This window comes from Streptomyces sp. NPDC048636 (assembly GCF_040650655.1).
GTDB lineage: Bacteria > Actinomycetota > Actinomycetes > Streptomycetales > Streptomycetaceae > Streptomyces.
This window is the reverse complement of sequence record NZ_JBEZHR010000002.1, coordinates 185340-197641: the sequence shown is the minus strand read 5'-3', so window position 1 is coordinate 197641 and position 12302 is coordinate 185340. Positions and strand designations below refer to the sequence as shown.

Annotated in this window: 9 protein-coding genes; 4 read left to right on the top strand and 5 right to left on the bottom strand. The window is 71.3% G+C overall.

The genetic code is table 11. The features are described from left to right. The first annotated feature begins 318 nt into the window (after window positions 1-318). From AB0C66_RS06730 to AB0C66_RS06720, 3 genes are all read left to right on the top strand, one after another. The gene (locus AB0C66_RS06730; RefSeq protein ID WP_362433783.1) at window positions 319-1344 is read left to right on the top strand and encodes an aspartate-semialdehyde dehydrogenase; all 1026 of its coding nucleotides are present in this window, start codon (window positions 319-321) and stop codon (window positions 1342-1344) included. Between the two features lie 128 nt (window positions 1345-1472). Further along, window positions 1473-4073, top strand: coding sequence for an aminopeptidase N (gene pepN / locus AB0C66_RS06725; RefSeq protein ID WP_362433781.1), 2601 nt, complete (start codon window positions 1473-1475; stop codon window positions 4071-4073). 775 nt (window positions 4074-4848) lie between these two features. Next, entirely contained in the window at window positions 4849-5949 is a 1101-nt protein-coding gene (locus tag AB0C66_RS06720; protein ID WP_362433778.1) for a hypothetical protein, read from the top strand. Between the two features lie 92 nt (window positions 5950-6041). Here AB0C66_RS06720 and AB0C66_RS06715 read toward each other — a convergent pair whose 3' ends face one another. The 5 genes from AB0C66_RS06715 to AB0C66_RS06695 all read right to left on the bottom strand — a co-directional run bounded on the left by AB0C66_RS06715 (window position 6042) and on the right by AB0C66_RS06695 (window position 10783). Further along, complete coding sequence (locus AB0C66_RS06715) at window positions 6042-7016, bottom strand: acyl-ACP desaturase (protein ID WP_362433776.1); 975 nt, start codon at window positions 7014-7016, stop codon at window positions 6042-6044. 275 nt (window positions 7017-7291) lie between these two features. Continuing rightward, complete coding sequence (locus AB0C66_RS06710; protein WP_362433773.1) at window positions 7292-7534, bottom strand: hypothetical protein; 243 nt, start codon at window positions 7532-7534, stop codon at window positions 7292-7294. Further along, window positions 7531-9690 (bottom strand): 4-alpha-glucanotransferase, encoded by a 2160-nt coding sequence (gene malQ, locus AB0C66_RS06705; protein WP_362433771.1) that lies wholly within the window; start codon window positions 9688-9690, stop codon window positions 7531-7533. Before malQ ends, AB0C66_RS06710 begins: the two co-directional genes overlap by 4 nt. After that, window positions 9690-9980, bottom strand: coding sequence for a hypothetical protein (locus tag AB0C66_RS06700; protein WP_362433768.1), 291 nt, complete (start codon window positions 9978-9980; stop codon window positions 9690-9692). The genes malQ and AB0C66_RS06700 overlap by 1 nt, the downstream gene beginning before the upstream one ends. Before the next feature lie 266 nt (window positions 9981-10246). Continuing rightward, entirely contained in the window at window positions 10247-10783 is a 537-nt protein-coding gene (locus AB0C66_RS06695) for an HNH endonuclease (RefSeq protein WP_362433767.1), read from the bottom strand. A gap of 394 nt (window positions 10784-11177) precedes the next feature. Between AB0C66_RS06695 and AB0C66_RS06690 the strand changes: the two genes are divergently transcribed. After that, on the top strand, window positions 11178-12263 hold the full coding sequence (locus AB0C66_RS06690) for a mechanosensitive ion channel family protein (RefSeq protein ID WP_362433764.1): 1086 nt from the start codon (window positions 11178-11180) through the stop codon (window positions 12261-12263). Window positions 12264-12302: the final 39 nt, after the last annotated feature.

Below are 12302 nucleotides of genomic sequence, written 5' to 3'. Positions count from 1 at the left end.
CCCTCACCTCGGATCGTTGGCAGTGGGGATGGCCTGTGCGTGAACGCGACGGCAACGCCGGCCGCCGATCTCCACACGTGGATCTCCGCACCGGCAAACGGTTACCGCACCCTTGTGAGCAGGCATTCTTCCGCTCACCCGGTGTTCATCCGGGAGGGAAGCCGACAGGGCGCTCAGCGGCGGTGCGGCGGGCCCGGGGCCCTGGGCCACCGCGGGGCGCGGCCGGGGCGAAAGTCACGAGCGGGCTACATCACAGCCTGAGACACTGGCCGCTGGGTAGGGGGCCCGGAGCAGGCACGACCGAGGAAAAGGGTAGATATGAGGATCGGAATCGTCGGTGCGACCGGGCAGGTCGGCGGAGTGGTGCGCAAGATACTCGCCGAGCGCGACTTCCCGGCCGAGGAGCTGCGGCTGTTCGCCTCGGCCCGCTCCGCGGGGCGTACGCTCCCGTGGCGCGGCGAGGAGGTCACCGTCGAGGACGCGGCCACCGCCGACTACTCCGGTCTGGACATCGTGATCTTCTCCGCGGGCGGCGCCACCTCCCGGGCGCTGGCCGAGAAGGTCGCCGGCCAGGGCGCCGTCGTGATCGACAACTCGTCGGCCTGGCGGATGGACCCCGAGGTCCCGCTGGTGGTCTCCGAGGTCAACCCGCATGCCGCGGTGGACCGCCCCAAGGGGATCATCGCCAATCCGAACTGCACCACCATGGCCGCCATGCCGGTGCTGCGCCCGCTGCACCGCGAGGCCGGTCTCACCGCCCTGGTGGCCACCACCTACCAGGCCGTCTCCGGTTCCGGTCTGTCCGGTGTCGCCGAGCTCGACGGCCAGATCCGCAAGACCGCGGACCGCGCGGCCGAGCTCACCCACGACGGCGGGGCCGTCGAGTTCCCCGAGCCCGGTGTCTACGCCCGGCCGATCGCGTTCAACGTGCTCCCGCTCGCCGGGAAGATCGTCGACGACGGCCGCCATGAGACCGACGAGGAGCAGAAGCTCCGTAACGAGAGCCGCAAGATCCTCGAGATCCCCGAGCTGAAGGTCTCCGGCACCTGTGTCCGGGTGCCCGTCTTCAGCGGCCACTCGCTCCAGGTCAACGCCCGCTTCGAGCGTCCGATCAGCGTCGAGCGCGCCTATGAGCTGCTGGCCGGTGCTCCGGGCGTGGCCCTCTCCGAGATCCCGACCCCGCTCCAGGCCGCGGGCCAGGACCCCAGCTATGTCGGCCGGATCCGGGCGGACGAGACCGTCGAGCACGGCCTCGCGCTCTTCCTCTCCAACGACAACCTCCGCAAGGGCGCCGCGCTGAACGCGGTGCAGATCGCGGAGCTGGTGGCGGCCGACCTCGGCTGAGGCCGAGCCGGAGCCATCGAGGGCCGGAGCGGGGCGGGCCGACCGTCCGCCCCGGCCCTCAGCGCACCGCCGCGAGGGCGGGTGTCCGTGGAAGGATGGCCGGAAACGCGACACAAGGAGAATGCCAGGTGCCTGGAACGAACCTCACCCGCGACGAGGCACAGCGGCGGGCCCGCCTGCTCACCGTCGACTCGTACGAGATCGACCTCGATCTCTCGGGCGCGCAGGAGGGCGGCACCTACCGCTCCGTGACGTCGGTGCGCTTCGACGCCGTGGAGGCGGGCGCCGAGTCGTTCATCGACCTGGCGGCGCCCACCGTGCACGAGGTGGTGCTCAACGGCGAGGTGCTGGACCCGGCCGGGGTGTTCAAGGACTCGCGGATCGCGCTGCCGGGTCTGCTGGCCGGGCGCAACGAGCTGCGGGTGGTGGCCGACTGCGCCTACACCAACACCGGTGAGGGGCTGCACCGGTTCGTCGACCCGGTGGACCAGCAGGCCTATCTGTACACCCAGTTCGAGGTGCCGGACGCCCGCCGGGTGTTCGCCAGCTTCGAGCAGCCGGACCTGAAGGCCACCTTCCAGTTCACCGTGACCGCGCCCGAGGGCTGGACGGTGATCTCCAACTCGCCGACGCCGGAGCCCAAGGACAACGTCTGGCGCTTCGAGCCGACGCCGCGGGTCTCCTCGTACATCACGGCCCTCATCGTCGGCCCGTACCACAGCGTGCACAGCTCCTACGAGAAGGACGGCCGCTCGGTGCCGCTGGGCATCTACTGCCGTCCCTCGCTGGCCGAGTTCCTCGACTCGGACGCGATCTTCGCGGTGACGCGGCAGGGGTTCGACTGGTTCGAGGAGAAGTTCGACTACCCGTACCCCTTCGCCAAGTACGACCAGCTCTTCGTGCCGGAGTTCAACGCGGGCGCGATGGAGAACGCGGGCGCGGTCACCATCCGCGACCAGTACGTCTTCCGCTCCAAGGTGACGGACGCGGCCTACGAGACGCGCGCCGAGACCATCCTCCACGAGCTGGCCCACATGTGGTTCGGCGACCTGGTCACCATGGAGTGGTGGAACGACCTGTGGCTCAACGAGTCGTTCGCCACCTACACCTCCATCGCCTGCCAGGCGCACGCCCCGGGCAGCAAGTGGCCGCACGCCTGGACCACGTTCGCCAACTCCATGAAGACCTGGGCCTACCGGCAGGACCAGCTGCCCTCCACCCACCCGATCATGGCCGAGATCCGGGACCTGGACGACGTCCTGGTCAACTTCGACGGCATCACCTACGCCAAGGGCGCGAGCGTGCTGAAGCAGCTCGTGGCGTACGTCGGCATGGACGAGTTCTTCACCGGTGTCCAGGCGTACTTCAAGCGCCACGCCTATGGGAACACCCGGCTGTCCGATCTGCTCGGCGCGCTGGAGGAGACCAGCGGCCGCGATCTGAAGACCTGGTCGAAGCGGTGGCTGGAGACCGCGGGCATCAATGTGCTGCGCCCGGAGATCACCACGGACGCGACCGGCACCATCACCTCCTTCGCGGTCCGCCAGGAGGCCCCGGCACTGCCGCCCGGCGCCACGGGCGCTGTGTCCGATGATGCGGCTGCGCCGCGTGGCACACTCCGCCCGCACCGCATCGCCATCGGCCTGTACGACCTGGACGCCACCGGCAAGCTGGTCCGCTCCGAGCGGATCGAGCTGGACGTGGACGGTGAACTGACCGAGGTGGAGCAGCTGATCGGGGCCAAGCGCCCCGCGGTGATCCTGCTCAACGACGACGATCTGTCGTACGCCAAGGTGCGGCTCGACCCGGACTCGCTCGCCGTGGTCACCGAGCACCTGGGCGACTTCGAGGCGTCCCTGCCGCGCGCCCTGTGCTGGGCCTCGGCCTGGGACATGACCCGGGACGGCGAACTGGCCACCCGTGACTATCTGTCGCTGGTGCTGTCGGGCATCGCCAAGGAGTCCGACATCGGTGTGGTCCAGTCGCTCCAGCGCCAGGTCAAGCTGGCCCTGGAGCTGTACGCGGCGCCGGACTGGCGGCCGGCCGGGCTGACGGCATGGACCGAGGCCACCCTCGACCATCTGCGGGCCGCGGCCCCCGGCAGCGACCACCAGCTCGCCTGGGCACGGGCGTTCGCCGCCACCGCCCGTACCGACGCCCAGCTGGACCTGGTCGCCGGGCTGCTGGACGGCACCGAGACGATCGAGGGCCTGGCCGTCGACACCGAGCTGCGCTGGACGCTGCTGGAGCGGCTGGCGGCCACCGGCCGGGCCGACGAGGCGGCGATCACCGCGGAGCTGGAGCGCGACAGGACCTCGGCGGGCGAGCGGCACGCCACGGCTGCGCGGGCCGCGCGGCCGACCCCCGAGGCCAAGGCGGAGGCGTGGGCCTCGGTCGTGGAGAGCGACAACCTGCCGAACGCGGTGCAGGAGGCGGTGATCGGCGGCTTCGTCCAGACCGATCAGCGGGAGGTGCTGGCGCCGTACACGGAGAAGTACTTCACCGCGGTGAAGGACATCTGGAACAGCCGCAGCCATGAGATGGCGCAGCAGATCGCGGTCGGCCTCTACCCGGCCCTCCAGGTCTCCCGGGCCACCCTGGACGCCACCGACGCCTGGCTCGCCTCGGCCGACCCCAGCCCGGCCCTGCGCCGCCTGGTCACCGAGTCCCGCGCGGGCGTGGAGCGGGCCCTGAAGGCCCAGGCCGCGGACGCCTCGGCGGCGGGCTGACCGACCGCGCTGCCGTGCGTGCTCCTCCATGCTGCGCACGGCAGCGACCGCGCCCACAGCGCGGAACGGCCGCGGCCGCGGGTGTCCACCCGCGCCGCGCTGCCGGGCACGAGTGGAGGGCTGTCCGCTCCTCGTCGCCGTCCCGGCCTGCCCGTGACCAGGAGTGGCCTCCTGCTCGACGACGGCCATCCCGTCGCGAGCCCTGCCGACCTGCCCTCGGCCAGGTGAGTTCCGGGCGCACCGTCGTCCGCACGCGACCTCGGAGTACGGGGCGCCACCACGTTTCGTGCCGCATGGCGGCCGCCTCCCACCTCGTCCGTAGTCGGTCGGCCAGTTTCGGCGAGGCACACGGAAGACCACATCGTGACTTCCGGGAGCGGTGTTGCGCTGGAGGTGCGCCGGGCTCATGGAACGTGACGCCCGGCTCTACGTATGGCTCCGCGCGCTGCACCGTACAGGTGACGCCCGGTCCGGGCCCTTGCTCCCCATGGGCGTTCCTGCATCACTGATAGCACTCCGGGATTCATCAGGACTCGCCCTCACCGGATGCTTCCGGAGGTACTTCCGGGCCGCTCCCTTTCCCCCCCGCTCCGTCGGCGTCGTCCGGGAGGAGCGCGGGACGCTCTGCCCCGTCCACCACCTCGCCCCGGCACGCCCCTGCCTGCCTCAGCGCTGCCCGGGTCACCTTCCACCACCGGCGGAACACCACCGCCCCCTTTTCAACGGCCCACCCGCCGGGCCGAGAAGGACAGCAGCCGCAGATAAGGACACCGCCATGAAGCTCATCCGCGCCCTCGCCGCCCCCGCCTGTGCCGCCCTGGCCATCGGCGCCCTCGCCGCCCCCGCCCACGCCGCCACCGTCGTCCCCTGCTCCACCCCCGCACTGATCACCGCCATCACCAACGCACCCGCGGGCGACACCCTCGTCCTCGCCTCCGGCTGCACCTACACCCTCACCACCGCCATCGGCGACAACGGACTCCCCATCATCACCAGGCCCCTCACCATCGTCGGCAACAACGCCATCATCAAACGCGACCCGGGCGCCCCCGATTTCCGCATCTTCGAAGTCGGCAGCGGCGGCACCCTCAGCCTCACCAACGGACTGACCATCTCCGGCGGCGACACCCCCAACGACGGCGGAGGCATCCTCGTCGACACCGGTGGCACGCTCCGCCTCCTGAGAGCCGTCACCGTCAGTGGGAACACCACCCTTGGCAACGGAGGGGGCATCAGCGTCGGAGGCACAGCCGCCATCTCCTACAGCACCATCACCGGCAACAGCGCCGACAACGACGGAGGCGGTATCCACAACGTGGGCACCACCACCATCAGCAATTCCTCCATCACCTCGAACCAGGCTGACACCTTTGGAGGCGGGCTCTACACCGAGGTGGGGACCCTGACCGTCAACAACAGCACCGTCCGCAACAACGACACCGCCAACGAGGGCGGTGGTGGCTATGTCTCCAGCGGCACCGCCACCTTCAACAACAGCAGCGTCACCAACAACACCGCCACCGCCGCCTCGTACGCGGGTCTGTTCAACTCGGGAAACCTGACGCTCACCAACACGCCGGTGACTGGTAACGCCGCCGACGGATCGGTCGGGGGCATCGAGAACGAGGGCACGCTCCTGCTCAGGAACAGCCCCGTCACTTCCAACAGGGCCGACTCCTGGCCCGCCGGGATCTTCAACAGTGAGGGCACCATGACCCTGATCAACAGCCCGGTGACCAACAACACCGCCACCATGGGTCAGCCTGGCGGCATCTACTCCGACGTCCCGTACACCGTCACCAACTCCCCCATCACCGGCAACCAGCCCACCAACTGCATCGGCAGCCCCTTCATCCCGCCCAGCTGCGTGGGCTGATGACCCCGGCCCATGAAACGGGCCGGGCCGGGTCCGACAGCAGCCACGTGCTGTCGGACCCGGCCCGGCCGGCATCCCGGAGGGTGGAGAGGTCAGACGCGCTCGGCGCGGGCCTTGCGCCGGGCCAGCAACGCCTCTCGCTTCTCGTCGAACTTGACGGCCTGGTCGTCAAGGCCGCCCATGTACAGGCCCAGTTCCTCCTGCGCCTTCAGCCCCTCCGGGCCGAGCCCGCCGATCTCCAGGACCTTGAGGAAGCGCAGCACCGGCTGGAGGACGTCGTCGTGGTGGATGCGCAGGTTGTAGATGCCGCCGATGGCCATCCGGGCGGCGGCGCGCTCGAATCCCGGCATACCGTGACCCGGCATGCGGAAGTTGACTACCACATCGCGGACGGCGGACATGGTCTGGTCGGGCGCCAGCTCGAACGCCTTCGACAGCAGGTTGCGGTAGAAGACCATGTGGAGGTTCTCGTCGGTGGCGATACGGGCCAGCATCCGGTCGCAGACCGGGTCACCCGAGTGGTGGCCGGTGTTGCGGTGCGAGATACGGGTGGCGAGCTCCTGGAAGGCGACGTACGCCACCGAGTGCAGCATGCTGTGCGCGTTGTCGGACTCGAACCCCTCCGCCATGTGCTGCATCCGGAAGCGCTCCAGCTCGACCGGGTCGACGGCGCGGCTGGTGAGCAGGTAGTCGCGCATCACGATGCCGTGGCGGCCCTCCTCGGCGGTCCACCGGTGCACCCAGGTGCCCCATGCGCCGTCGCGGCCGAACAGAGAAGCTATTTCGTGGTGGTAGCTGGGGAGGTTGTCCTCGGTCAGCAGATTGACCACCAGCGCGGTCCGGCCGATCTCGGTGACCTTGGACTGCCCGGGCTCCCATGCCTCGCCGCCGAGCACACCGTCGAAGTTACGGCCGTCGCTCCAGGGCACGTACTCGTGCGGCATCCATTCCTTGGCGACCTTCAGATGCCGGTTGAGCTCGACCTCGACAACTTCCTCGAGGGCGTAGAGCAGCCGGCTGTCGCTCCACACGACCTGGCCGTTTCGGCGGGAGGGGGCGAGGGTCACAGCGCGGCTCCTGAGGACGGGGGTACGGCGATCTTTACCTACGGCCCCGTAGGTTACGTCACCGTAGGTTAAAGCGAAAATAAACGGCCCGTGGCGCCCGGCAGGCCGGTGGTGAACTCACCGTGTCACGGGGGGAGTCGGTCCGCGACACGCGCGGCGCGCCGTGGTGAACGCAACAGCGGACCCGGCCGCGCAGACGACGAAGGCGCCCCCGGCCGGATGGCCGGGGGCGCCTTCGCAGCGCCGCCTGGGGCGCTTTCGTCGATCGCCCGGTGTCAGTCGGACTTCTGGTCGGTCTTCTTGCCTCCGACCATCACCAGCCCGGCGATCACCAGGAAGAGCACAATCGGAGTGACGACGTAGAGGCCCAGCGTCGCGGCGACGCTCAGGCCCGGACCCGGGTCGTCGCCGTCATCGGGGGTGAGCCCGAACGCGGGGGACGACATCAGCACCATCGCCGTCGTCGCGGCGACCACGGCCCCGGCGCGCACGGCGTTCATTTTGACCTTGTTGCTCACGGACTCAACTTATCCGACGCCCCCGCGCCGGTCGTGCGCGGGGTGGCGTCCGCGGCACCCCGCGCCCCCGCCGCCGCGGGCTCCTCCCGTACGGCACGGGCCAGCTCGGCCATCAGGGTGTGCAGCCGGGGCGAGGCCACCAGTTCCTCCAGCGAGACGGGCCGCCCCTCGGCATCGGCGATAGGCAGCCGCCAGTTGGGGTACTGGTCCCAGGTGCCCGGCAGGTTCTGCGGCCGGCGGTCCCCCACCGTGTCCGGCAGCCACACCCCCACCATCCGGGCCGGGGTGCGCAGCAGGAAGCGGTGGACGGCCCGGATGGCGGCCTCCTCGTCACCGGGCCCCTCCGGCAGCAGCCCCAGCCGCCCGAGCAGCGCCAGCCACTCGGCGACCTCGACCGCGTCCGCGGCGCGCTCCTCGGCCAGCGGGCGGGTGAGCAGCCCCAGCCGGTGGCGCAGGTCGACGTGGTCGCCGCTGAGCCGGGCCGCGGTGCTCGGCAGATCGTGGGTGGTGGCGGTGGCCAGGCAGTCGGCGCGCCACTCCTCGGGGGCCAGCGGCCGGGCCGCGCCCCCGCCGTTGTAGTTCCGCTCGAACCACAGCACCGAGGTGCCCAGCACACCGCGGCGGGCCAGGGTCTCCCGTACGCCGGGCTCGACCGTGCCCAGGTCCTCGCCTATGACGACCGCGTCCGCGCGGTGCGCCTCCAGGGCGAGCACCCCGAGCATGGCCTCGGCGTCATAGCGGACGTAGGCGCCCTGGGTCGGCTCCTTGCCCTCGGGGACCCACCACAGCCGGAACAGGCCCATCACATGGTCGATACGCAGCGCGCCCGCGTGGCGCAGCAGACCGCGCAGCAGCTCGCGGTAGGGGGCGTAACCGGTGGCGGCGAGGGCGTCCGGGCGCCAGGGCGGCAGGCCCCAGTCCTGGCCGCGGGAGTTGAACGCGTCCGGGGGCGCCCCGATGGACATGCCGGACGCGAACACGTCCTGCTGGGCCCAGGCGTCGGCGCCGGAGGGGTGCACCCCGACCGCCAGGTCGTGCACCAGCCCGATGTCCATACCCGCCTCGCGGGCGGTGCGCTGGGCGGTGGCGAGCTGGGCGTCGGTGAGCCAGGCGAGCCAGCAGTGGAAGTCGGTGCGGTCCAGGTGCTCGCCGCGGGCGCGGGCGGTGCGGGCGGAGCGCGGATCGGACAGACCGTCGGGCCAGCCGCGCCACTCGGGGCCGTGGGCCTCGGCGAGCGCGCACCACAGGGCGTGGTCCTCCAGGGCCCGGCCGCGCTCGGCGAGGAAGTCGCAGTAGGCGGCGCGGCGGCCGGGGCTGAGCGGAACGGACCGCACCAGCTGAAGCGCCTCGCGCTTGAGCGCCCACACCGCGTCCCGGTCGATCAGCGCGCCCTCGGATAAGACGGCCCTGCGCAGTCCGGCGGCCGATTCCAGCAGCCGGTCGGCCCGTTCCCGGGCGGTGCCGCGCAGCTGGGCGTACTCGGGCACGTCCTCGACCCGCAGATGGACCGGGTCGGGGAAGCGGCGCGAGGAGGGGCGGTAGGGCGAGGGGTCGGTGGGAGCGCCGGGCACGGCCGCGTGCAGCGGATTGAGCTGGACGAAGCCGGTGCCGAGCGCCCGGCCGGACCAGGCGGCGAGGTCGACCAGGTCGCCGAGGTCGCCCATGCCCCAGGAGCGGGCGGACAGCAGCGAGTAGAGCTGGACGAGGAAGCCGTGGGTGCGCGCCGCGGGGACCGGCATCCGGTCCGGGGCGACGATCAGGGTGGCGCGGGCCCGGCGGCCGTCGGGCGCCCGTGCGGTCAGGGTGTGGGCGCCGGGCGGCAGCGGGGGCAGCCGGTCGGCGGCCGGGCCGTCCACCGGCCCCCACGTGTGCGGTGCGCCGTCCTCGGTGCACACCCGCAGAACGGTGCCCTCGGGCACCTGCGGCCGGGGTGTGGCACCGGGGCGCACCACCACGCAGGGCGGCAGCAGCCGGTCGCGCTCACGGCCCGTATGCCGGGCGAGCGCTTCGGTGACGGATCGGGGGGTGGAGGCGTCCACGCCGAGCGCGGCGAGTACGGCGACGATCGTGTCCTCGGGCACCTGGACGGTGCGGCCCGGGGCGGGCTCGTAGGAGGTGGCGACACCGTGCAGCTCGGCGAGCCGCGCTCTGCCCATCAGAACTCCATCGGCTCCAAGCCCGCTCCCGCGCCGATGGCGGCGGCGGTCGGCTCACTGGTCAGGGGAAGTTCGGCGGCGAGCGGGGGCTCGCTGGTCAGGGGCACATTGTCGGCGAGCGGAGGCTCGCTGGTCAGGGGCGCCTCGGTGGCGCCGCCGGTCCCGAAGCCGTCCAGTCCGCACAGTCCGCAGTCGGGGTCGGAAACCCCGTCGAAGGGATCCAACGGGCTGGATGCCTCGGGCACGGGTTTGGACAGGGCGGAGAGCAGAAGCTGAGCTGACGCGGCCACACGGACCTCCGTGGGGTGTCGGCAGTGGGTCAACGTCGCGCTTACCCAGTCGAAACCGGTGCAGACGTAAACAACCCCCGGACGTGCCGCAGCTCACATCCCGCACGGGCGGCGATTTGTCGGCGACAGGGGGTCGGGGACACAGAGTTTACGAACAGGACCGCCCCTGGCCCGTCAGACTTGCGGAGCCGTGCCCCACGTCGCGCCCGGAGGGTGGGCTGCCCGCCGCGGGCGGCACGGCGGGCAGACATGACGATGGCCCGGTCTCAGGCGGATTTGCCGTCGATCCGGGCCATGGCGTCTTCCGCGCCGTATGCCTGGAGGTATGGCAGCCAGCGCGGGTCCCTATGCCCGGTGCCGATGATGCGCCAGGCCAGCCCGGACGGCGGCGCGGGTTGATGGCGCAGCCGCCAGCCGATCTCGGCGACATGGCGGTCGGCCTTGACATGGTTGCAGCGACGGCATGCGGCGACCACGTTTTCCCAGGTGTGCTGGCCACCGCGGCTGCGCGGAATGACGTGATCGACGCTGGTTGCGACGCCACCGCAGTACGCGCACCTGCCGCCGTCACGGGCGAACAGGGCACGGCGGGTGAGCGGGACGGGGCCGCGAAAGGGCACCCTCACAAAGCGCTTCAGCCGGACGACGCTGGGAGCGGGTATGACCCGGGTAGCGCTGTGCATCAGGGCGCCTGAGTCCTCGAGGCTGATGGCCTTGTCGTTGAGGACGAGAATGAGCGCGCGGCGGAGCGGTACGACGCCGAGCGGCTCGTACGACGCGTTGAGGACCAGGACATGCGGCACGGATGCCTCCTTGTACGCCGGCGGCGCGTGGCTCGCGCCGGGACGATCTCCCCCAGTTTCCCCTGAACCCTGGCCGGAACGCCACTATCACCGGGTTAACGGTTGAGAGGCATTTCCGCGTACCCCGCGTATCCCGTCCGCACAGTGCGTTGTCACCGGCCGGGAGTGGCAAGAATCACGGGTGCCCGGACCGGTTCCGCGCCGCTTTCCCCCGTACGGCGGAAAGCGGTGGAAACGGGGAGCTGAGGCCGGTCCGCCCGCTGATACGCGCCCCCTGGACGCGCTCGCGCGCTGTCGAACACAGGAACGGCGCCTTCCCGCGCCCGGCTACTGTGTGAGGGGTTGCGCGCGCGGGTGATCCGTGTGGGCATGTCGCACACGAAGGGTTTCTGCTGTGTTCTGGTCCGCTGCTCTGGCCGCTGACTCGACGCCTCGTCCGACGACGATCGACGACGCACAGGAGAGCGCCACCAACGCCGCGGGGTGGGTCGAGGAGAACTGGTCCACCTGGCTCAGTGTCGGGCTGCGCATCGCGCTGATCCTGGTGATCGCGTTTGTGGCCCGCTCCCTCGTCCGGCGTGCCATCACCAAGCTGATCGACCGGATGAACCGGACCGCCCAGGCGGTCGACGGCACCGCGCTCGGCGGACTGCTGGTCAATGTGGAGCGGCGACGGCAGCGGTCCGCGGCGATCGGCTCGGTACTGCGCTCCGTCGCCTCGTTCATGATCATGGGCTCCGCGGGGCTGATGATCCTCTCCGCCTTGAAGCTCAATCTCGCACCGCTGCTCGCCAGCGCCGGTGTGGCCGGTGTCGCGATCGGTTTCGGCGCCCGCAACCTGGTCACCGACTTCCTCTCCGGTGTCTTCATGATCCTCGAGGACCAGTACGGCGTGGGCGACTCCATCGACGCCGGGGTGGCCTCCGGTGAGGTGATCGAGGTCGGGCTGCGCGTCACCAAGCTGCGCGGGGACAACGGCGAGATCTGGTACGTGCGCAACGGCGAGGTGAAGCGGATCGGCAACCTCAGCCAGGGCTGGGCCACCGCGAGCGTCGACGTCCAGGTGCGAGCCGACGAGGACCTGGACCGGGTCCGCGCGGTGATCACGCAGGTCGGCGTGGACATGGCCAAGGACGAGCCCTGGAACGAGCGGCTGTGGGAGCCGGTCGAGGTGCTGGGACTGGACGCGGTCTATCTGGACTCCATGGTGGTGCGGGTCTCCGCGCGCACCATGCCGGGCAAGGCACTGGGCGTCGAGCGCGAGCTGCGCTGGCGGATCAAGAAGGCGCTGGAGGACGAGGGCATCCCGCTGGTCGGCCGGCCCGAGGGGGCGGCGCTGGACACGGCGGCCGCCGATCCGTCCTCGGGTGTCTCCGCGCCCTCGGCCCTGGGCAACCCGGACTCCCCGCAGTCCCAGGCCGCGAGCGCGATCCCGCCGCCCACCGCCCCGGCGGCCGCCCCGCCGCCCGTACAGAAGTGACGCACAGGGCCGCCGCCCGAGACGACGCTCCCGCCCCGC